A 20,485-nucleotide genomic window follows, 5' to 3' on the forward strand; every position below is an offset into this window, starting at 1 on the left:
TCACCTGAAAAAGCCGGTTTAAACACCGGCTTTTTTGTCAGTTCGAATCATGCTCTGTATCATGGCTGTAGCCTCGTAGCTTGAATTGCGTTACTGGTCAGATCAATTTTACCTGGATTCTTCGTTACATTAACGATGTCAGTGACGAGGTGTGTATGAAGCATAGCAAGCCATTTTCGCTTGAATTAACCGACCGGGTGTTACGGGTGACCGCTTTCGGTGTTTGGACCATGGTTGATGCCAGAGAGTACGTACATCAGATGCGGCTATTGGTGCAACCGGTAATAAACAGCGATTGGGGATGTATTCTCGATGCCAGGCTTTGGAAAATGAGCCCGGCAGAGGTATTTTCTTTATTAAGAGACAATACACTGTGGTGCTATCAGCGTAACTTAATGTACGCGGTAACATTGCTACCAGATGACAAGATGCTGCAGTGGCAGTTTATTAAGACAACAGAGATGGAAAAACCCGAAGGTTTTGTCAGCCGTTTAGCTGAAGATGACCTGGCAGCCTACGCTTTATTGCGGGCTGCCGGTTATATGAATTAGCCGCGGGGCAATTGAATCTTTTTATCTTCACTCTGGCGAAACAGTACTAAGGTTTTACCGATTACCTGCACTTTATCAGCTTTGGTTTCGCGTACTATTGCGTCCATGATCAGGTTTTTTTCTTCCCGGTCTTCGGTTGGCACTTTAATTTTGATAAGCTCATGAAAATTAAGCGCGACTTCGATCTCAGCAACCACGCCTTCAGTCAGGCCGTTACCGCCAAGCAGGATGACGGGCTTAAGTTCATGTGCTTTCGCTTTTAAAAATTGTTTCTGTTTATTGGTTAAACTCATAAAATGACTATTTCCGCAGATAACGCTTGAATTTGCGCTATTGTAGCGCCATCTATCGCATAACACTAATTAAGAGTGACAGCATGACCAAGAAAAAACGCTCTGCCAGTTCGACCCGCTGGTTGAAAGAGCATTTTGACGACCACTTTGTACAAAAGGCACAGAAGCTCGGTTTACGCTCCCGCGCAGCATTTAAGCTGGAAGAAATTAATCAGCAAGACAAGCTGATAAAGCCAGGCATGACAGTCGTCGATCTGGGGTCTGCGCCCGGCAGCTGGTCACAGTTCTGCGTTGGTGTTGTTGGTAACAATGGCACTATCATTGCCTGTGATATTTTGCCGATGGATCCGATTAACGGTGTCAGCTTTTTGCAGGGCGATTTTCGCGAAGAGGCAGTTTTAGAGGCATTACTGAGCCGGATTAACGGACAGAACGTAGATGTGGTATTGTCTGATATGGCGCCGAATATGAGTGGTAATGACACAACAGATCAGGCCCGGTCTATTTATCTGGTCGAGCTGGCTTTAGATATGTGTCAAAAAGTATTGAAGCAAAATGGCAGTTTTGTGGTCAAAGTATTTCAGGGCGATGGTTTCGAGCAGTTTTTAAAAGATGTACGCTCGGCATTCACCACAGTAAAAATACGTAAGCCCGATTCGTCACGTGCGCGGTCACGTGAGACATATATCGTGGCGACCGGCTTTAAAGTCTAGTAAAGTAGCCGGGTAATTATCTAATTTTGGTAAGAAAGAGGTTATAACCTTGAGTGACATGGCAAAGAATCTGATTGTCTGGTTAGTGATCGCCGTCGTACTGATGTCGGTGTTCAACAGCTTTGGTCCTGGTGACAGTGCTGAGCGTCAAACCAGTTATACTCAGTTTATCAAAGAGGTAAATCAGGGGCAGATCCGCGAAGTTAAGGTGGAACGCTCCGGAGTGATCACCGGCGTTAAACGCAGTGGTGAGCGCTTTGAAACCGTGATCCCAACAGGTTATGACGAGAAACTGCTGGATGATCTGATAAAAAATGAAGTGAGCTCTTATGGCACTAAGCCTGAAGAGAGCAGCTGGCTGGCAACCATTTTTATTTCCTGGTTCCCAATGCTGTTACTTATCGGCGTCTGGATCTTTTTCATGCGTCAGATGCAAGGCGGCGGTGGCAAAGGTGCGATGTCGTTTGGTAAAAGCAAAGCGCGTTTAATGGGCGAAGACCAGATTAAAACTACTTTTGCCGATGTGGCCGGTTGTGACGAAGCTAAAGAAGAAGTGTCAGAGCTGGTAGATTATCTGCGCGATCCTTCACGCTTCCAGAAGCTGGGCGGTAAGATCCCGAAAGGTATTTTGATGGTTGGCCCACCGGGCACAGGTAAAACTTTGCTGGCAAAAGCGATCGCCGGTGAAGCTAAAGTGCCGTTCTTCACTATTTCAGGCTCTGATTTCGTTGAAATGTTTGTTGGTGTCGGCGCATCACGTGTGCGTGACATGTTTGATCAAGCGAAAAAAGCGGCACCTTGCATTATTTTTATCGACGAAATTGATGCCGTAGGCCGTCAGCGCGGTGCGGGTTTAGGCGGTGGTCACGATGAGCGTGAACAAACACTAAACCAAATGCTGGTGGAGATGGATGGATTTGACGGCAACGAAGGCATTATTGTGATTGCCGCAACTAACCGCCCGGATGTACTGGACCCCGCGTTATTACGCCCGGGCCGTTTCGACCGTCAGGTGGTGGTTGGGTTACCGGATGTCAAAGGCCGTGAGCAAATTCTGAAAGTACATATGCGCAAAGTACCGCTGGCGGAAGGTGTAGAGCCATCAGTGATCGCGCGTGGTACACCGGGTTTCTCGGGTGCTGATTTGGCCAACCTGGTTAATGAAGCCGCTCTGTTTGCCGCGCGAGGTAACCGTCGTGTGGTATCAATGGATGAGTTTGAAAAAGCCAAAGATAAGATCATGATGGGTGCTGAACGCCGCTCTATGGTGATGACAGAGAAAGAAAAAGAAATGACAGCGTATCACGAAGCTGGACACGCTATTGTTGGCCGCATGGTGCCTGAACATGATCCGGTGTATAAAGTCAGTATTATTCCGCGCGGTCGTGCGCTGGGCGTGACCATGTATTTACCGGAGCGCGACCGGGTATCGCACAGCAAGCGCCACCTGGAAAGCATGATCAGCTCATTGTTTGGTGGCCGTATCGCCGAAGAGGTAATCTACGGTTTTGAACAGGTGACCACCGGTGCGTCTAATGACATTGAGCGTGCAACAGATTTAGCCCGCAAAATGGTGACGCAATGGGGTTTCTCAGAAAAACTTGGTCCGCTGTTATATGCAGATGAAGAGGGCGAGGTTTTCCTGGGCCGCTCGGTCAGCAAAAACAAGCATATGTCGGAAGATACCGTTAAAGCCATTGATGCAGAAATCCGTGATTTTATCGACCGTAACTATGACAGAGCCAAGACCATCATCGAGGAGAACATGGACATACTGCACGCGATGAAAGACGCGCTGATGAAGTATGAAACCATTGATGCGAAACAAATAGATGATTTGATGGCACGCCGTGATGTACGCCAGCCAGAAAACTGGGAACCCAGAGATAAACCCGGCTCAGATGATAAGCCTGACGCCAAAACACGTCAGGAAGAATCTGCAGGCCCGGCTAAACCGTCAGAAGGCAATCTACACTAATACCGGTTTAGTCACACATCGTAAATACAAGCCCCGGTTTTACCGGGGTTTATTTTTAGCTGTGAATCAATATTCGCGGGAGCCCGCTATGCAACTAAATTTACCCCGTCAGCGCAAACTGGATCTGCGTCGGCCAGTCGTCATGGGCATTCTAAACGTGACTCCAGACTCTTTCTCGGATGGTGGTAAGCATCAGCATCTTACCGATTCATTGCGCCAGGCCGAGCGCTTGCTGGCAGATGGCGCCGGCATCCTGGATATCGGCGGTGAGTCGACCCGGCCGGGGGCGGCAGATGTTTCTGAACAGCAAGAACTGGATAGAGTTGTGCCGGTTATTACCGCAATACGCCAACGTTTTGATTGTGCTATCTCTGTTGATACCAGCAAAGCGGCGGTGATGTCAGCGGCCATTCAGGCTGGTGCGGATATTATCAATGACGTGCGTTCTTTGCTTGAACCCGGCGCATTGCAGGTTGCCGTGACAGCTCAGGTGCCGGTTTGTCTGATGCACATGCAAGGCGCACCACGCAGTATGCAGCATGCACCTACATATTCTAACGTTAGCGCAGAGGTGCTGCAGTTTCTGTCGCAACGAGCCAGACAATGCGAGCTGGCAGGTGTCAGCAAAGACAACATTATTCTCGACCCTGGGTTTGGATTTGGTAAAAGTCTGCAGCATAACTTCACGTTATTAGACAAACTGGAGCAATTGCTTGAACTTGGCTATCCGGTGCTGGCGGGAATGTCGCGCAAGTCGATGATAGGTCAATTACTTAATGCGCCGGTGAATGAACGTTTGGCAGGCAGTATAGCCTGCGCTACTATTGCAGCATTAAAAGGTGCACAGATTATTCGTGTGCACGATGTTAAAGAAAGTGTGCAGGCGGTCAGGGTTGTGACTGCAATGCAGTATGGAGCATAAAGGATGAGCAGAAAATATTTTGGTACTGATGGTGTCCGGGGAAAGGTCGGCGAGTTTCCGATTACGCCTGAGTTTGCAATGAAACTGGGCTGGGCTGCCGGTAGGGTATTGTCACAGCGTGGCACCCGTAAAGTACTGATTGGTAAAGACACCCGCATTTCTGGCTACTTGCTGGAAACCGCACTGGAAGCAGGGCTGATTGCTGCAGGCATCAATGTGCGCCTGTTAGGGCCGATGCCGACGCCTGCTGTTGCCTATCTGACCCGCACATTTAGAGCTGAGGCGGGCATCGTGATCAGTGCGTCGCATAACCCTTATTACGACAACGGTATCAAGTTTTTCTCGGCTGATGGCACTAAGCTGCCAGATGAGGTAGAGCTGGCTATAGAGCATGAGCTGGAACAGCCGATGGTATGTGAGAGTTCGGAAAAGCTCGGTAAAGCACAACGTATCGATGATGCGGCGGGTCGTTATATCGAGTTTTGTAAAAGCCATCTACCAAACCATCTATCGCTAAGTGGCATGAAGATTGTTATCGATTGCGCTCACGGTGCGACTTATCATATTGCTCCTTCTGTATTCAAAGAGTTAGGTGCAGATGTTGTGGTAATAGGGGCAAGCCCGGACGGTATTAACATCAATGCCAACTGTGGTGCTACGCATACCGAGCTGTTACAAAAGACAGTGCTGGAACAGCAAGCAGATCTCGGTATTGCATACGACGGTGACGGTGACCGCGTGATGATGGTTGACCATAATGGCCGGGTCATCGATGGCGATGAGATTGTTTACATTATTGCCCGTGCAGCCAAAGCACAGAACAAGTTGCAAGGCGGCGTAGTTGGTACCCTGATGAGTAATCTTGGGCTTGAACTGGCTTTAAAACAGCTGGATATTCCCTTTGCCCGCAGTGCGGTCGGTGACCGTTACGTAATGGAGCTGCTGCGGGAAAAAAACTGGCGCATCGGTGGCGAAAACTCCGGCCATGTACTGAATCTGGATCATACTTGCACCGGCGATGGCATTATTGCGTCTTTGCAGGTACTGACGGCGATGATAGAGGCCAAAATGACTTTGGCTGAGTTCAGCCACGGCATGCATAAACTGCCGCAGGTCCTGGTGAATGTTAAATTTGAAAAAGGTACAGCTCCGCTTGAAAAGCAGCATGTGAAGCAGGTTATCGCAGAGGTCGAGGCTGAACTTAATGGCGGCGGCAGGGTGCTTATCCGCAAGAGCGGTACTGAACCGTTAATCCGCGTTATGGTTGAAGGAGAGCATGAAGCGACAGTGCGTCAGTATGCCGAACGGATCGCTGCTGCGGTAAAAATAGCCAGTTGATTGTCGAAATACGCCACTTTTACTTGTTTGCGCTGGCGCGGTTAGTTAATATCGCGCCGGTCTTATAACGGGATAGAACTGCATGCAACGTACTCCCCTGATAGCTGCGAACTGGAAAATGAATGGTTCTGCTGCACTGGTCGAGGAAATAACCCGGGAACTGACTGGTCTGGAACTGTCAGATACTGAAGTGCTGATATGCCCGCCAGCGACGCTGATTAACCGTTTTAGCGCTGAGCGTAATTTTGCGCTGGGCGCGCAAAACGTTAGCCATGAGAAAGCAGGTGCTTTCACGGGCGAGCTCAGTACAGATTTGCTGCTTGAAGCAGGGGCTCGCTTTGTTATCATCGGCCACTCAGAACGGCGTACGCTTAATTTTGAAAGTGACGCGTTGATTGCTGCCAAGCTTGCCGCGGCAGTAAATGCAGGTCTGACGCCGGTGCTGTGTATCGGTGAAACACTGGAGCAGCGGCAACAAGAAAAAACGCAGCAGGTTCTTGCGCGGCAACTTGATGCGGTGTATGCTTCGCAGCCCGAATTACTGGCGAAATCAGTGATTGCGTACGAGCCCATTTGGGCTATTGGTACAGGTGAGTCGGCGACACCGCAACAGGCACAGACGACGCATGCGTTTATCAGGCAACATCTGAAACAATACGATACGCAATCTGCAATACGGGTAAAATTATTGTATGGCGGCAGTGTTAATGCAGACAATTGTGCTGCATTATTCGACCAGGCTGACATTGATGGTGCTCTTGTAGGTGGCGCAAGCCTGAAACCTGCAGAATTTGCGCAAATTTGCCTTGCAGTTACAAAAGGTGCAAAGGAATAAGCATGTACGAAATTTTGATTGTAGTTTATCTGTTAGTCGCCATGGCACTGATTGGTCTGGTGTTAATTCAGCACGGTAAAGGCGCCGACATGGGCGCAGCTTTTGGCGCCGGTGCATCAGCGACGGTATTTGGTTCATCTGGTACAGGTAACTTCCTGACCAAGACAACCACTATTCTGGCTACCATTTTCTTTGTATTGAGCATAGTGTTGGGTAACTACAGTGCCGGTCAGAGTAAGAAAGTTGATGAGTGGCAGAATCTGGAAGTGCCTGCTACTGAACAGGTTGAACAGAAAAAAGATGACGCCAGCGATATCCCTGTAGGTAATTAATCCAGTTATATTCAGCCGAGATGGTGAAATTGGTAGACACGCTATCTTGAGGGGGTAGTGTCTTCGGACGTGCGGGTTCAAGTCCCGCTCTCGGCACCAAATTTATCAACAGTTTGCTTGGGCAATGCTTGCGATAAGCCAGTCAGCGCTATATAATAAGCGCCAATTACGGACGCGGGATGGAGCAGCCTGGTAGCTCGTCGGGCTCATAACCCGAAGGTCGTCGGTTCAAATCCGGCTCCCGCAACCAAATTCACAGTACAACAATTTTTGTTAGGCTACTGTCGGTTGCCAGGTTGCCCTGTAAATTCAGAGTGACTTAACAGCCAGCTTCTGCGGAAGTGATTTAGATTTTCAGCTTGCATTGGCGATATGCAGGTTGATTAGATGCCCATTCGCCCCGCTAGTTCGGGGCGTTTTCGTATCTGCAGACTCAGTTTTACGCAGTAATGGGCTAAAGGCCCTTTTTTTATTTGCTGTTGCTGCCGCCAAGTGCTGCAGCAGAGTAAGTTTTCCGGAGGTCGCATTGACTAAGCAAGAACAAACGCTGACAGAACTGCTGCTGCCAACGGTAGAGGCTACCGGCTTTGAGCTGTTGGGCCTGGAACTGGTTCAGGCTGGCCGTCATTCAACTTTACGGCTGTACATAGATCACGCTGACGGTGTCAATGTTGATGACTGTGCATTGGTTAGCCGTGAAGTTAGCGCCATTTTAGATGTAGAAGACCCAATAACAAATGAGTATTTGCTGGAAGTCTCCTCACCGGGGCTGGACAGGCCTCTGTTTACTGCAGCGCATTTTGCAGCCGTAGTAGGGCAAAAGATTGAAGTAAAACTGGCTATTCCACAGGATGGCCGGCGTAAGTTTAAAGGCGTACTAACAGCTATTGAAGACGATATGTTGATAGTGGAAGTAGATGGCAAACCCTATCGTTTGCTGATGGACAACGTAGATAAAGCAAACGTGGTGCCGGTTTTTTAATCGGTACCGGGGCAAAGCGAGGCAACAAACAATGGCAAAAGAAATATTATTAGTTGTTGATGCAGTTTCTAACGAAAAGTCTGTGCCAAGGGAAAAGATTTTCCAGGCGCTTGAGTTTGCATTGGCAGCAGCGACAAAAAAGAAAAACGAAGGCGATATTGAAGTGCGCGTCAGCATCGATCGTAAAACCGGTGCTTACGAAACCTTCCGTCGCTGGCAGGTTATCCCGGATGATCAGGTACAGGAACACCCGTTCCGTGAAATGACGCTGTCTGCAGCTCAGTACGATGACCCGTCAGTTCAGGTAGGCGACTATTACGAAGAGCAAATTGATTCAATCGAGTTTGATCGTATTACAACACAGATGGCGAAGCAGGTTATCGTGCAGAAAGTACGTGAAGCCGAGCGTTCACAGGTCGTTGAAGCTTATATTGATCAGGTTGGTGAGCTGGTTACCGGCGTAGTGAAGAAAGTTAACCGTGACAGTATCATTGTCGACTTAGGTAACAACGCTGAAGCGATGTTAGGTCGTGACGAGATGTTACCACGGGAAACTTACCGTCCGGGCGATCGTATTCGCGCTTTGTTGTTTGAAGTAAAACCAGAAGCCCGCGGCGCACAGCTGTTTTTAAGCCGGTCACGGCCGGAAATGTTGCTGGAATTGTTCCGCATTGAAGTACCTGAAATTGGCGAAGAGATGATTGAACTGCGCGGTGCCGCACGTGACCCTGGTGCCCGTGCCAAAATTGCCGTGAAAAGCAATGACCGTCGTATCGACCCTGTTGGTGCCTGCGTAGGTATGCGTGGTTCACGGGTACAGGCAGTATCAAATGAGTTGGCCGGTGAGCGTGTTGATATCGTGCTGTACGATGATAATGACGCCCAGTTCGTTATTAACGCTATGGCACCGGCAGAAGTGGCATCGATCATCGTTGATGAAGATGCACACTCAATGGATATTGCGGTAGAGGACGCGAACCTGGCAATGGCGATTGGTCGTAATGGCCAGAATGTTCGCTTAGCCAGCCAGCTTACTGGTTGGGAGCTGAACGTAATGTCAGTTTCGGCAATGAAACAGAAACATCAGGAAGAGTCAGCAAAAGTGCGTCAGGTCTTTATGGATGCACTGGAAATTGATGAAGATTTTGCCGATGTGCTGGTTGATGAAGGGTTCTCAACACTGGAAGAGATTGCTTATGTGCCGGTTAGCGAGCTGCTAAGCATCGATGGCCTGGACGAGGAGACAGTTGAAGAGCTGCGTGGCCGTGCGAAAGCGGTATTAACCACCCGCGCACTGGCAAGTGAAGAGTCACTTGAAGGCGCACAGCCAAGCGAAGCGCTGTTGGCGCTGGAAGGATTAGATACCCATATGGCCTATGTTCTGGCCAGTAAAGGGGTAACCACGTTAGACGACCTGGCTGAGCTGGGTGTCGATGATTTACTGGAAATTGCCACCATGTCGGAACAACAAGCCGCCGACCTGATTATGGCAGCCCGTAACATCGTTTGGTTTAGCGAAGAAAATTAAGTAGTCAACGGAGGTAACAACACAAATGGCAGAAGTCACTATAGAAAAGCTAGCCAGTGATGTCGGTACTACTGTTGAACGGTTAGTGCAGCAATTCGCTGATGCCGGTATCAGTAAAACGGCCGGACAAATGGTCAGCGAAGAAGAGAAAAAGTCTTTGCTGGATCACTTAAGTGCCCAGCATGGCGGTCATACCGCTGAACCTTCACGTTTGACATTAAAACGTAAAGAGAAAACAACACTGAGTGTGTCCGGTGGCGCGGGGCGTAACCGTGAGATCCAGGTAGAAGTGCGTAAGCAAAAAACCTACGTGAAAAAACCTATGGTCGATGAAGCGACACTGAAAGCGCAGGAAGAAGCCCGCCTGGCGGAAGAAAAAGCGAAAGCAGAAGCAGAGCAGGCGCGTCAGGAAGCTGAACGTAAGGCGAGAGAAGTTGCTGCAGCCAAGGCAAAAGAAGAAGCTGAACGCAAAGCCGCAGAAACCAAACGTCGTGATGAGGCTAAACAAGCGCAGTTGCTAAAAGACGACCCTGAAGAAGCGGCGCGTCGTGCTGCGAAAGAAGAAGCACGCAAAGAAGCAGAACGTATTCGTCAGCAGCAAGAAGCTGAAGCTCTGCGTAAGCTGGAGCAAGAAGCGGCTAAACAAGCTGAAGCTGCCCGTAAACTGGCAGAAGAAAACAGCGAGCGTTGGGCGCAGGAAGAAAAAGCGAAGCCAGCCGATACTGATGATTACCACCTGACCAGTAATGAGTTTGCTAAGCAAGCCGAAGACGAAGTCGACGCTAAAGAAGAGCGTGCCGGCCGTCGTGGTGCAGGTAAGAAAGCGCCTGTGGTCAAAGGCAAGAAAAAAGATGATGCCAATGACAAAGAGGCGTTTAACCGCGCTAACCGTCATGTGAAGAAGAAAAAAACACCAACCAGTATGCAACATGGCTTTAATAAACCTGCGCAGCCGGTTGAGCGTGAAGTGAAAATTGGTGAAACCATCACTGTTGCTGAGCTGGCCGCTAAAATGGCTGTTAAGGCATCAGAAGTCATTAAAGTGATGATGAAGATGGGCGCCATGGCGACTATCAACCAGGTCATCGATCAGGAAACGGCGGCGATTGTCTGTGAAGAGATGGGCCACAAGTTTACGCTGACCAAAGAAAATGAACTGGAAGAAGCCGTAATGTCTGATCGCGAAGGTCAGGGTGAGCTGGAGCCTCGCGCACCGGTTGTTACGGTGATGGGCCACGTTGACCACGGTAAAACGTCCTTACTGGACTATATCCGTAAAGCGAAAGTGGCTGCAGGCGAAGCGGGTGGTATTACTCAGCATATCGGTGCTTATCACGTTGAAACTGAACGTGGCATGGTGACGTTCCTTGATACACCAGGTCACGCGGCGTTTACGTCAATGCGGGCACGTGGTGCCAAGGCTACCGATATCGTTATTCTGGTTGTTGCAGCTGACGATGGTGTAATGCCGCAAACCAAAGAAGCTATTCAGCATGCGAAAGCTGCCGGCGTGCCGTTAGTCGTCGCGGTTAACAAGATGGATAAGCCTGAGGCCGACCCAGAGCGCGTACGTAACGAGCTGTCGCAGTATGACGTTATCTCTGAAGAGTGGGGTGGCGATGTACAATTCGTGCCGGTATCTGCGAAGTCGGGTATGGGTATTGATGACTTACTTGAAGCGATTTTGAACCAATCTGAGCTGCTGGAATTAAAAGCGGTTAAAGATGGTTTGGCACGCGGTGTGGTTATTGAGTCCCGTCTGGACAAAGGCCGTGGTCCGGTAGCATCTATCCTGGTACAGGAAGGTACGCTGAAACAAGGCGAAATCGTACTCTGTGGTTTTGAATATGGCCGTGTTCGTGCGATGCGTGATGAAAACGGTAAAGAAATCAAGACTGCCGGTCCGTCTATCCCGGTTGAGATCTTAGGTTTATCTGGTGTACCACAAGCCGGTGATGAAGTCACTGTTGTTAAAGACGAGCGTAAAGCACGTGAAGTTGCATTGTACCGTCAGGGCAAATTCCGCGATGTTAAGCTGGCACGTCAGCAGAAATCTAAACTGGAAAACATGTTTGCTAACATGACTGAAGGTGACGTGTCTGAGCTGAATATCGTGTTAAAAGCCGACGTACAAGGTTCTGTTGAGGCGATCACTGAGTCTCTGATGAAATTGTCTACCGACGAAGTGAAAGTGAAGATTGTCGGTAGCGGTGTCGGTGGTATTACTGAAACCGACGTCACGCTGGCAGCTGCATCCTCTGCGATTATTATCGGTTTCAACGTCCGGGCAGATGGCTCAGCACGTAAACTGGTTGAAGATGAAGGCCTTGATTTACGTTACTACGGCATCATTTACGAGCTGTTAGATGAAGTGCGTGCTGCCATGACCGGTATGCTGGCACCAGAATTTAAGCAGCAGATCATTGGTCTGGCACAGGTGCGGGATGTGTTCCGTTCGCCGAAGTTCGGTGCAGTTGCCGGCTGTATGGTTACTGAAGGTGTGATTAAACGCAACGCACCAATTCGCGTGTTACGTGACAACGTGGTTATTTTTGAAGGCGAGCTGGAATCATTACGTCGCTTTAAAGATGATGTTAGCGAAGTCCGTAATGGTTTCGAGTGTGGTATCGGCGTGAAGAACTACAATGATGTTCGCGAAGGCGACCAAATTGAAGTGTTCGAAGTGGTACAGGTAGAGCGCACCCTGTAATACACACGCAGTTAGAAAACAGGGGCCTTAGGCCCCTGTTTTGTCTGTAACAGGCATTGGAAAATATTATGAATAAAGAATTTTCGCGGGTCGACAGACTGTCGCAACAAATGAAGAAAGAAATGGCGGTGATCCTGCAGCGCGAAATTAAAGATCCGCGCTTGCACACTATGATCACAGTGTCAGATGTGGAAGTATCGCGGGACCTGTCACATGCTAAGGTTTTCGTCACTTTCTTAGGTCTGGCTGATGATAAGGTTGAGGATAATTTAAAAATTCTGAATGATGCTTCAGGCTTCGTTCGCAGCCTGATTGGTAAACGTATTCAGACCCGCATTGTGCCGCATATCCGTTTTGCCTTTGACGAGTCGTTGAATGAAGGCATCCGGATGGCAAATCTGGTTAGCAATGCCAGGGCAGAAGATGACAGACGTCGGGCAGAATCAGGTCAGCCACCGGCAGATGCTGACAACCAAGACAGTGACGAGCAAGCGAACTGATGGCGCGGAAAAATGCCCGGGCGCTAAACGGTATTCTGTTATTAGACAAGCCGCTGGAAGTTAGCAGCAACGGAATTTTACAGCGGGTACGCTGGTTATATCAGGCGCAAAAAGCCGGGCACACCGGTGCCCTTGATCCGATGGCGTCTGGGCTATTACCAATCTGTTTTGGTGAAGCAACTAAGTTTAGTCAATTTTTGCTTGATACCGATAAGACCTATCAGGTGACTGCGAAATTTGGCATACGTACGACAACCAGTGATGCGGAAGGCGAGGTCATCAGTGAAAAACCGGTGAATTTCAGCGCGGCAGAGTTGGAGCGGGCGATGCAGGCATTTCGCGGCGATATTCAGCAGGTGCCGACGATGTTCTCTGCCCTGAAATATCAGGGCCAGCCGCTGTATCGCTATGCCCGCCAGGGCATAGAAGTGCCGCGGGAAGCCCGGCCAATCAGCATCTTCCGCTTTGAACTGTTAGTGCTTAACGGTGACAGTGCCGATTTTATCGTGCATTGCTCCAAAGGAACTTACATTCGCACACTGATCGACGATTTAGGTGAACTGCTTGGCTGTGGTGCGCATGTGTCAAAGTTGCACCGTATCCAGGTGGGGCCATTCCATGCAGAACAAATGGTAACCCCAGCACAGCTTAATGCATTAGCAGAGCAGAGCCATCAGAGTAGCGACTTTAGTGCTATGGATGATTTACTGTTGCCAATGGATGCAGGTATTCGGGATATGGTAAAACTGGAGCTGACTCAGGCCGAGCAGCACAGACTGCAACATGGTCAGAGTTGCCAGATTAGTATGGCAGATATTGCAGCGGTAAAATTACATGGACCGGATGACAGCTTTTTTGGTATTGGCCAGGTAGAAGATGGCATCCTCAGTTCGCGGCGGTTACTGAATACTGCTGCGTTGTCGGGCAGTTAAAGCAGTTGTAAAAAAAGCCCGAAGTGCTATAATCGCGCGGTTTTTTGGGCTTGCTGGATGAGTGATCGGCAATTCCCTGACTTTAGTTCACTCACATTTGGAGTTAAATATGTCATTAAGCGCTGCTGATAAAGCAAAAATCGTTGCTGACTTCGCTGTTAAGCAAGGCGACACAGGTTCACCAGAAGTACAGGTTGCTCTGTTAACTGCTTCTATCAACCACCTGCAAGGTCACTTTGCTCAGCACAAGCATGACTTCCACTCACGCCGCGGTCTGCTGCGTATGGTTAGTCAGCGTCGTAAGCTGCTGGACTACTTAAAAGGTAAAGACCAGAGCCGTTACGCAACTCTGATTGAGCGTTTAGGCTTACGCCGTTAATTCGCATTCAGTTAAAAAGGGGCTTTAAGCCCCTTTTTTTATACATAAGACTATTTTTTATCCAAAGTTAACGATTGACTGAACTATCTTTGTGCTTTGGTTACAGAGTATACTAGCACCGTATTAAACGACAAAAATGACATCGCAATTAGGCGATTAAGTAAAGGAAACAAACACGTGACTCCCATCGTAAAATCATTCCCGTTCGGCCAGCATACTTTTACTATTGAAACCGGCGTAATCGCCCGTCAGGCAGATGCCGCAGTTCTGGCCAGCCTGGGTGATACGTCAGTATTAGTAACGGTAGTGGGCAAGAAAGAAGCCAAGCCAGGCCAGGATTTCTTCCCGTTAACGGTAAATTATCAGGAAAAAATGTACGCCGCCGGCCGTATTCCAGGTGGTTTCTTCAAGCGTGAAGGTCGTCCTTCAGAAGGCGAAACACTGATTGCCCGTCTGATTGACCGTCCAATCCGTCCATTATTCCCGGAAGGCTTTACTAACGAAGTACAGGTTGTAGCGACTGTTGTATCGGTACAGCCAGAAATTCAGCCGGATATCGTGGCACTGATCGGTACTTCTGCAGCTTTAGCCATTTCAGGTATTCCATTCAGTGGCCCTATCGGTGCTGCACGCGTTGGTTATATCAATAACCAGTACGTGTTGAACCCATCAGAGGAAGAGCTGAAAACCTCTAAGCTGGACTTAGTCGTAGCCGGTACTGCAGGCGCGGTGCTGATGGTTGAATCAGAAGCCGGTATTCTGTCAGAAGACGTGATGTTAGGTGCAGTGGTGTATGGCCATGAGCAAATGCAGACAGCCATTAACGCTATCAAAGAGTTTGCCGCTGACGCTGCTAAGCCAGCCTGGAACTGGCAGGCACCTGCTAAAAACGTCACGCTGATCGAAAAAATCGAAGCCATTGCTACAGCCGATTTAGGCGATGCGTACCGTATCACTGAGAAAGCTAAACGTTACGAGCGTATCGGTGAAATTAAAGCGGCATTAGTAGAAAAGTTAACTGCAGAGCTGGCCGAAGACGAAAAACTTGATCTGTTAGAAGTGGGCGAAATTTTCCACAACCTGGAATCAAAAGTGGTACGTGGCCGTATCACCAAAGGTGAGCCGCGTATCGATGGCCGTGACCCGGAAATGATCCGTGGTTTAAGCGTAATGACAGGTGTGTTACCACGTACTCACGGTTCTGCCCTGTTTACCCGTGGTGAAACGCAGGCGCTGGTAACTGCGACCCTGGGTACAGCACGTGATGCGCAAACGGTAGATGATTTATTAAGTGCTAAAACAGACACCTTCATGTTGCACTATAACTTCCCGCCGTACTCAGTAGGTGAAACCGGTATGATCGGCTCGCCTAAGCGTCGTGAAATTGGTCATGGCCGTTTAGCCAAACGCGGTGTGCAGGCAGTTATGCCAGATTTCAACGAGTTCCCGTACACGGTACGTATCGTATCTGAAATCACTGAATCTAACGGTTCAAGCTCAATGGCTTCTGTGTGTGGTTCATCTTTAGCACTGATGGACGCGGGTGTACCAATTAAAGCATCTGTTGCCGGTATCGCTATGGGCCTGGTTAAAGAAGGCGACGATTTCGTTGTACTGTCAGACATCTTAGGTGATGAAGACCACTTAGGTGACATGGACTTTAAAGTTGCTGGTACGTCTGAAGGTATCACTGCACTGCAGATGGATATCAAAATCGACGGTATTACCAAAGAAATCATGCAGATTGCGCTTAAGCAAGCCAAAGCGGCCCGTCTGCATATTCTGAACGTGATGGATCAGGCAATCAGCGGTCACCGCGAAGAGATGTCTGAATACGCACCGCGTATCTACACCATGAAGATTAACCCGGAGAAAATCCGCGAAGTTATCGGTAAAGGTGGTGCAGTGATCCGTCAAATCACTGAAGAATCAGGCACAACAATTGAGCTGGAAGATGACGGTAGCATTAAAATTGCCGCCACCACAGCGAAAGCAGCGCAAATTGCTATTGATAAAATCAATGCGATTACCGCTGAAATTGAAGTTGGCGCTATCTATCAGGGTGAAGTTGTACGTATCGTAGACTTCGGAGCTTTTGTTAATGTATTGCCTGGTAAAGATGGTCTGGTACACATTTCTCAAATCTCTGACGAACGTGTAAACAATGTATCTGAGCACTTAACTGTTGGCCAGAAGGTTGCTGTTAAGGTACTGGAAGTTGACAAGCAAGGCCGTGTTCGTTTGAGCATCAAAGAAGCGAATGCCAAGCCAGCTACTGAGTCTGCCAATGCTGAAGAAAACGCCTGATAGGCTGTTACGCCGGATAGCGCCTTTAGCGCTACTGGCTACTCTGGTTGGAGGTTGTGCAGCACAACCTCCAGCTGTTAACTGGCTGACGCCAGAGCCGCTGGCGGTGTCGTATCGCACTGAGCTGGCTATAGCGCGGTTAAGTGAAATACTGTATCGCGCCGAATTATCAGAAGAGCAGTCTGCTCAGTTGTACTATGACCGTGGCGTGATGTACGACAGTGTGGGCTTGCGCACGCTGGCCCGGCTCGATTTTATGCGCGCACTGCGGTTGAAGCCTGATATGGCCGATGCCTACAACTTCGTCGGTATTCATCATACGGTCAGCGGTGATTTTAATTCAGCTTTTGAAGCCTTTGATTCTGCATTAGAACTGGCACCAGAGCATGAGTTTGCTTATTTAAATCGCGGTATTGCTTTGTATTATGCAGATAAGACTGAGCTGGCTGTTGCCGATTTTGAGCGTTTCCTGGCGTTAAAGCCAGCGGATGCTTACCGTATGATTTGGTTGTATCTGGCGCAAAGCGAACTGTCAGCTGACGCTGCTGTTAACCAGCTGAAACAGAATATGCAGGCGTTGGATCAGGCTGAATGGTCGACCAACATAGTGCGTTTTCTGGCCGGTGAGATGACTGAAAAAGCATTGCTCGATAGCGTGCTTAAAGACCTGTCTAGTCAGCAACTGCTTGCAGAGCGGTTATGCGAAGTGTATTTCTACCTGGCAAAATGGCATGAAAGCCATGGCGAGCCAGAAAAGGCGCTTGAATACTATAAGCAGGTATTGGCAACGAATGTATTTGAATTTGTTGAGCACCGCTACGCCAGACTGGAAATGGCCAGATTGCGTGGCGAGGCAGAAACTGTTGATGAGTATGAAGAGCCTTGAGCTTATCACGCCCTATTATTTAAAAAGCCGGTTTACCGGCTTTTTTGCTTTTTTGCTGCTTAGCGCTTGCCAGCCCCAAGCCCCTGACCAATCGGAGTTGATGAAACAGGCCAGGCATGAACCGGCGATTGCCATGCAACTTGCTGCTGAGCGACTTGCCCGTGGTGAGTATGATGCTGCCTTAGAGTGGTTCCGGCAGGCGGCAAGCCTTGGCAATGTCGCTGCACTGGAGCATGCCTTACAGTTGCAACAGCGTCAACAGGGCAAGCTGGCTACCGCTGTCTGGCTACAACAGCAGATAAACGCCGGTACGGTTGATGCAGGGGCAGTAAAGCCTGAACAGCGCTCAGAACTGGGGCTGTGGCCAGACAATACCCCCGTTGTTAGCGGATTAACATCAGCAGCAGGCTGTGCGTTATCATTGCAACCAGTGGTAACGCAGCAAGCAGGTGTGAACACCTGGCAGCAATTGCTACAGCTCTGGCAGCAAGACCGGCAACTGGCGCAGTTGCCGGTGTGCTTTTTGCCATTGCACAGAGTGGATAGCCCTACGCTGGCATGCTCTGAAGACAGTAGCACTTTGTTGCAGTGTAACTATCCGGTATTGGATGCGCTGGTCGCTGAGGGCAGTTTCAGTCAGTTGGTTGTGATCGCCGGCCGCGGTAAGGCCAGTTATAACAACGGTATCCTGCAGCTGCCAGATAACGCAGACATCGCATTACTGCGGCATGAATTTATGCATATTTTAGGCTTTATTGATGAGTATGCGTTGGCGCACCCTACGGCAGCTGAAGTATGCCGCCCTGGTAAGATACATCCTAATCTGGTGTTGGTGACAGATGTTGAGGCTTACGTTCAGCGCTGGAACCTGACCAAGACGCCTGCTCTTACCGCCGTTGATACCTGCCAGGCCGTCAATATGCAGGCGTACAGAGTCATTGCAGAAGATAATGTTATGCGGTTCTATGAATTGCCGTTACCTGATCACTATTTTCAGCTGATGCAGCATATGCTGCACCAACCGGAAGAATTGATGCCGGTGCAGTATTATTTTGCTTATCTGGCGCGGCAGCGGCAGGACTGGCAGAAATGGCAACAGTTTATGCAGCAGGCGTCAATGCTCGGCTACGCTGAGGCAGCACAGGCTCTGGCTCCCTGACTACTGTTAAAAGGCGCCTAATGCTCACTGAGTTCGGAAAGTTCTCTGCTGAGTAATTCGGCATCGCCCAGGTTCAGCTCCAGCAAGCGGCGCAGGTGGGATACACTTTCGATATCAATTTTTTCGCAGTGCAAGCCAACGACATTGCCGGATTCATGCGCAACGCTCACTTTCATTGTAAGCTCAACCGGTAAATCATTCAGCTGAATACGCAGTTGCATCAGCTTTGGTAAAGAAGGTGGCCATTGCTCCGGCTTTTTAATCAAGGCGCCTTGCAGTGATAAATCCAGCACTTCGGTACTTAAGCTGTGGCTACCAATATCAAGATGAGCAAAGCCTTTAAAACTGACCCGGCTAAAACGTCTGTTGTCCATCGTGTCCCCCAATGATGCTGTTAGAAGCATAGCGGCTTTCGTTTAAAAGAACAGCCGCTGGTAACTATTCAAAAGCCCGATATCAGCCGATGTCTTCACCCGCAGCCTGACGGTCAGCATGGTAGCTGGAGCGCACGAAAGGCCCGCTGGCGACGTGTTTAAAGCCCAGCTCATAAGCAATACGTTTGATCTCGTCAAACTCGGCCGGTGGCATGTAACGCTTTACCGGCAGGTGGTGTTTGCTTGGTTGCAGATATTGGCCAACAGTCAGCATATCGACATCGTGTTCGCGTAAATCCTTTAATACCTCAATAAGCTCTTCGGTGGTTTCGCCTAAACCTACCATCAGGCCCGATTTTGTCGCCACATTAGGATGGGCAGCTTTATAACGTTTTAACAGCTGCAATGACCACTTGTAGTCTGCTCCTGGCCGAGCCAGCTTATACAAACGCGGTGCCGTTTCCAGGTTATGGTTAAACACATCTGGTGGCGTTTGCGTCAGGATATCCAGCGCAGTGTCCATGCGGCCACGGAAGTCTGGTACCAGTACTTCAATCTTAATTGCCGGATTGTGCTTACGGATTTCGGTAATACAGTCGGCAAAATGCTGGGCACCACCATCGCGCAGGTCGTCGCGGTCTACTGAGGTGATCACCACGTATTTCAATTTCATATCACGGATGGTCAGCGCCAGCTTTTCCGGCTCTTCAGCGCTGGGTGGTAATGGCCGGCCATGGGCAACATCACAAAACGGGCAGCGGCGGGTACAAATAGCGCCCAGGATCATAAAGGTAGCCGTACCGTGGTTAAAGCACTCTGTCAGGTTGGGGCAGGCGGCTTCTTCACATACTGAATGCAGGCCATGTTTACGTAACGCACCTTTTATCTGGTCAATACGCTCAGAGCTTTTCGGTAGCTTAATTTTAAGCCACTCAGGCTTGCGCAGCATTTGATCCGGCTCAGTGGGTAATACTTTTACCGGTATCAGTGCCATTTTATCTGCGTCACGCAGCTTTACGCCTGGTTCCATACGTGCAGTTTTAGTCATTTTGCCAGTCTAACCCTGTGGTGTGCTGCAGTGTTGCTACATTCAGTTGCCGCTGAAAACACTGCACTATTCGTTGTTTGGCCTCTGCAACGCTTTGCGGGCCGCCTAAATCTTTACATTGGATCATTTGCATGCCGGCATAACCACAGGGGTTAATGCGTAAAAACGGGCTTAAATCCATATCTACATTCAGTGCCAGGCCGTGAAAGGTACAGCCTTTACGCACTCTGAGCCCAAGCGATGCAATCTTTGCATCATTGACATAGACACCCGGCGCATCTGCTTTGGCATACGCTGTAATACCGTATGCTGCCAGAAGCTCAATCAGTACTTGCTCAAGCAATGTAACCAGGGCGCGAACACCCAGATTGCGACGTTTCAGGTTCAGCAGTACGTAAACCACTAACTGGCCCGGGCCGTGATATGTTACCTGGCCGCCGCGGTCTACTCTGACGACGGGAATATCGCCGGGTAACAACAGATGTTCTTCTTTTCCGGCCTGGCCCTGGGTAAATACTGGCTGATGTTCAAGCAGCCATAGCTGATCTAACGTTTGCTCATTACGCTGATCAGTAAATTGTTGCATGGCTTGCCATACGGTGGTGTAGTCCTCTGTGCCCAGCTCTCTTATTAACAACTGCCGGGTCACGTCGGCTGCTGCGGTCACCGTATCTTCGGCTTGTACTGATTCGGTTTGCATTATACTGCCTTATGCGCT

20 protein-coding genes and 2 tRNA genes are annotated in these 20,485 nt (G+C 49.4%); 18 read left to right on the forward strand and 4 right to left on the reverse strand.

The features are described 5' to 3' along the window. The first annotated feature begins 155 nt into the window (after positions 1 to 155). Entirely contained in the window at positions 156 to 551 is a 396-nt protein-coding gene (locus LHL18_RS14210) for a hypothetical protein (protein WP_226767556.1), read from the forward strand. Here LHL18_RS14210 and yhbY read toward each other — a convergent pair. Beyond that, positions 548 to 844 (reverse strand): ribosome assembly RNA-binding protein YhbY, encoded by a 297-nt coding sequence (yhbY, locus tag LHL18_RS14215; RefSeq protein WP_134057343.1) that lies wholly within the window; start codon positions 842 to 844, stop codon positions 548 to 550. The two genes, LHL18_RS14210 and yhbY, sit on opposite strands and share 4 nt — an antisense overlap. A gap of 83 nt (positions 845 to 927) precedes the next feature. Between yhbY and rlmE the strand changes: the two genes are divergently transcribed. The 17 genes from rlmE to LHL18_RS14300 all read left to right on the forward strand — a co-directional run bounded on the left by rlmE (position 928) and on the right by LHL18_RS14300 (position 18,345). Continuing rightward, positions 928 to 1,557, forward strand: coding sequence for a 23S rRNA (uridine(2552)-2'-O)-methyltransferase RlmE (rlmE, locus tag LHL18_RS14220; RefSeq protein ID WP_134057341.1), 630 nt, complete (start codon positions 928 to 930; stop codon positions 1,555 to 1,557). A 58-nt stretch (positions 1,558 to 1,615) separates the two neighbouring features. Beyond that, positions 1,616 to 3,535 carry an ATP-dependent zinc metalloprotease FtsH gene (gene ftsH / locus LHL18_RS14225; protein WP_206109657.1) on the forward strand — a complete coding sequence of 640 codons (1,920 nt, stop codon included), beginning with the start codon at positions 1,616 to 1,618 and terminating at the stop codon, positions 3,533 to 3,535. An 88-nt stretch (positions 3,536 to 3,623) separates the two neighbouring features. Further along, on the forward strand, positions 3,624 to 4,457 hold the full coding sequence (gene folP, locus LHL18_RS14230) for a dihydropteroate synthase (protein ID WP_226767557.1): 834 nt from the start codon (positions 3,624 to 3,626) through the stop codon (positions 4,455 to 4,457). A 3-nt stretch (positions 4,458 to 4,460) separates the two neighbouring features. Beyond that, positions 4,461 to 5,795 (forward strand): phosphoglucosamine mutase, encoded by a 1,335-nt coding sequence (gene glmM / locus LHL18_RS14235; RefSeq protein ID WP_134057335.1) that lies wholly within the window; start codon positions 4,461 to 4,463, stop codon positions 5,793 to 5,795. A gap of 82 nt (positions 5,796 to 5,877) precedes the next feature. Further along, positions 5,878 to 6,630, forward strand: coding sequence for a triose-phosphate isomerase (gene tpiA / locus LHL18_RS14240; protein ID WP_134057333.1), 753 nt, complete (start codon positions 5,878 to 5,880; stop codon positions 6,628 to 6,630). A gap of 2 nt (positions 6,631 to 6,632) precedes the next feature. Further along, positions 6,633 to 6,962, forward strand: coding sequence for a preprotein translocase subunit SecG (gene secG, locus LHL18_RS14245; RefSeq protein ID WP_134057331.1), 330 nt, complete (start codon positions 6,633 to 6,635; stop codon positions 6,960 to 6,962). A gap of 14 nt (positions 6,963 to 6,976) precedes the next feature. Beyond that, positions 6,977 to 7,061: transfer RNA gene (locus LHL18_RS14250), tRNA-Leu, on the forward strand. Between the two features lie 74 nt (positions 7,062 to 7,135). Then, positions 7,136 to 7,212 (forward strand) — tRNA-Met (locus LHL18_RS14255). A gap of 276 nt (positions 7,213 to 7,488) precedes the next feature. After that, complete coding sequence (gene rimP, locus LHL18_RS14260) at positions 7,489 to 7,944, forward strand: ribosome maturation factor RimP (RefSeq protein ID WP_134057329.1); 456 nt, start codon at positions 7,489 to 7,491, stop codon at positions 7,942 to 7,944. A 31-nt stretch (positions 7,945 to 7,975) separates the two neighbouring features. Continuing rightward, positions 7,976 to 9,472 (forward strand): transcription termination factor NusA, encoded by a 1,497-nt coding sequence (gene nusA, locus LHL18_RS14265; RefSeq protein ID WP_226767558.1) that lies wholly within the window; start codon positions 7,976 to 7,978, stop codon positions 9,470 to 9,472. Between the two features lie 25 nt (positions 9,473 to 9,497). Next, the gene (gene infB / locus LHL18_RS14270; protein ID WP_134057325.1) at positions 9,498 to 12,182 is read left to right on the forward strand and encodes a translation initiation factor IF-2; all 2,685 of its coding nucleotides are present in this window, start codon (positions 9,498 to 9,500) and stop codon (positions 12,180 to 12,182) included. 68 nt (positions 12,183 to 12,250) lie between these two features. Next, positions 12,251 to 12,682 carry a 30S ribosome-binding factor RbfA gene (gene rbfA / locus LHL18_RS14275; protein ID WP_134057323.1) on the forward strand — a complete coding sequence of 144 codons (432 nt, stop codon included), beginning with the start codon at positions 12,251 to 12,253 and terminating at the stop codon, positions 12,680 to 12,682. Continuing rightward, on the forward strand, positions 12,682 to 13,614 hold the full coding sequence (gene truB / locus LHL18_RS14280) for a tRNA pseudouridine(55) synthase TruB (protein ID WP_226767559.1): 933 nt from the start codon (positions 12,682 to 12,684) through the stop codon (positions 13,612 to 13,614). Before rbfA ends, truB begins: the two co-directional genes overlap by 1 nt. A gap of 109 nt (positions 13,615 to 13,723) precedes the next feature. After that, positions 13,724 to 13,993: a 30S ribosomal protein S15 gene (gene rpsO, locus LHL18_RS14285; protein ID WP_134057319.1), complete on the forward strand. Its 270-nt coding sequence runs from the start codon at positions 13,724 to 13,726 to the stop codon at positions 13,991 to 13,993. 177 nt (positions 13,994 to 14,170) lie between these two features. Further along, positions 14,171 to 16,300: a polyribonucleotide nucleotidyltransferase gene (pnp, locus tag LHL18_RS14290; RefSeq protein ID WP_226767560.1), complete on the forward strand. Its 2,130-nt coding sequence runs from the start codon at positions 14,171 to 14,173 to the stop codon at positions 16,298 to 16,300. After that, positions 16,281 to 17,186: a lipoprotein NlpI gene (gene nlpI, locus LHL18_RS14295; RefSeq protein ID WP_226767561.1), complete on the forward strand. Its 906-nt coding sequence runs from the start codon at positions 16,281 to 16,283 to the stop codon at positions 17,184 to 17,186. The genes pnp and nlpI overlap by 20 nt, the downstream gene beginning before the upstream one ends. Then, on the forward strand, positions 17,167 to 18,345 hold the full coding sequence (locus tag LHL18_RS14300) for a hypothetical protein (protein WP_226767562.1): 1,179 nt from the start codon (positions 17,167 to 17,169) through the stop codon (positions 18,343 to 18,345). The genes nlpI and LHL18_RS14300 overlap by 20 nt, the downstream gene beginning before the upstream one ends. 17 nt (positions 18,346 to 18,362) lie before the next feature. Here the strand turns inward: LHL18_RS14300 and LHL18_RS14305 are convergent, their stop codons facing one another. The 3 genes from LHL18_RS14305 to lipB all read right to left on the reverse strand — a co-directional run bounded on the left by LHL18_RS14305 (position 18,363) and on the right by lipB (position 20,467). Continuing rightward, positions 18,363 to 18,719, reverse strand: a complete 357-nt coding sequence (locus LHL18_RS14305) for a PilZ domain-containing protein (RefSeq protein ID WP_226767563.1) — start codon at positions 18,717 to 18,719, stop codon at positions 18,363 to 18,365. Between the two features lie 82 nt (positions 18,720 to 18,801). After that, positions 18,802 to 19,767: a lipoyl synthase gene (gene lipA / locus LHL18_RS14310; protein WP_226767564.1), complete on the reverse strand. Its 966-nt coding sequence runs from the start codon at positions 19,765 to 19,767 to the stop codon at positions 18,802 to 18,804. Beyond that, on the reverse strand, positions 19,760 to 20,467 hold the full coding sequence (gene lipB, locus LHL18_RS14315) for a lipoyl(octanoyl) transferase LipB (protein WP_134057307.1): 708 nt from the start codon (positions 20,465 to 20,467) through the stop codon (positions 19,760 to 19,762). The genes lipA and lipB overlap by 8 nt, the downstream gene beginning before the upstream one ends. Between the last annotated feature and the right edge of the window lie 18 nt (positions 20,468 to 20,485).

It is taken from the genome of Rheinheimera aquimaris (assembly GCF_020531985.1).
Classification (GTDB): Bacteria; Pseudomonadota; Gammaproteobacteria; order Enterobacterales; family Alteromonadaceae; genus Alishewanella; species Alishewanella aquimaris.

Bases quoted from the DNA above. Each gene is read 5' to 3' on its own strand.
- LHL18_RS14210 (WP_226767556.1), top strand. From the start codon at position 156: ATGAAGCATAGCAAGCCATTTTCGCTTGAATTAACCGACCGGGTGTTA.
- yhbY (WP_134057343.1), bottom strand. From the start codon at position 844: ATGAGTTTAACCAATAAACAGAAACAATTTTTAAAAGCGAAAGCACAT.
- rlmE (WP_134057341.1), top strand. From the start codon at position 928: ATGACCAAGAAAAAACGCTCTGCCAGTTCGACCCGCTGGTTGAAAGAG.
- ftsH (WP_206109657.1), top strand. From the start codon at position 1,616: ATGGCAAAGAATCTGATTGTCTGGTTAGTGATCGCCGTCGTACTGATG.
- folP (WP_226767557.1), top strand. From the start codon at position 3,624: ATGCAACTAAATTTACCCCGTCAGCGCAAACTGGATCTGCGTCGGCCA.
- glmM (WP_134057335.1), top strand. From the start codon at position 4,461: ATGAGCAGAAAATATTTTGGTACTGATGGTGTCCGGGGAAAGGTCGGC.
- tpiA (WP_134057333.1), top strand. From the start codon at position 5,878: ATGCAACGTACTCCCCTGATAGCTGCGAACTGGAAAATGAATGGTTCT.
- secG (WP_134057331.1), top strand. From the start codon at position 6,633: ATGTACGAAATTTTGATTGTAGTTTATCTGTTAGTCGCCATGGCACTG.
- nusA (WP_226767558.1), top strand. From the start codon at position 7,976: ATGGCAAAAGAAATATTATTAGTTGTTGATGCAGTTTCTAACGAAAAG.
- infB (WP_134057325.1), top strand. From the start codon at position 9,498: ATGGCAGAAGTCACTATAGAAAAGCTAGCCAGTGATGTCGGTACTACT.
- rbfA (WP_134057323.1), top strand. From the start codon at position 12,251: ATGAATAAAGAATTTTCGCGGGTCGACAGACTGTCGCAACAAATGAAG.
- truB (WP_226767559.1), top strand. From the start codon at position 12,682: ATGGCGCGGAAAAATGCCCGGGCGCTAAACGGTATTCTGTTATTAGAC.
- rpsO (WP_134057319.1), top strand. From the start codon at position 13,724: ATGTCATTAAGCGCTGCTGATAAAGCAAAAATCGTTGCTGACTTCGCT.
- nlpI (WP_226767561.1), top strand. From the start codon at position 16,281: ATGCTGAAGAAAACGCCTGATAGGCTGTTACGCCGGATAGCGCCTTTA.
- LHL18_RS14300 (WP_226767562.1), top strand. From the start codon at position 17,167: ATGAGTATGAAGAGCCTTGAGCTTATCACGCCCTATTATTTAAAAAGC.
- LHL18_RS14305 (WP_226767563.1), bottom strand. From the start codon at position 18,719: ATGGACAACAGACGTTTTAGCCGGGTCAGTTTTAAAGGCTTTGCTCAT.
- lipA (WP_226767564.1), bottom strand. From the start codon at position 19,767: ATGACTAAAACTGCACGTATGGAACCAGGCGTAAAGCTGCGTGACGCA.
- lipB (WP_134057307.1), bottom strand. From the start codon at position 20,467: ATGCAAACCGAATCAGTACAAGCCGAAGATACGGTGACCGCAGCAGCC.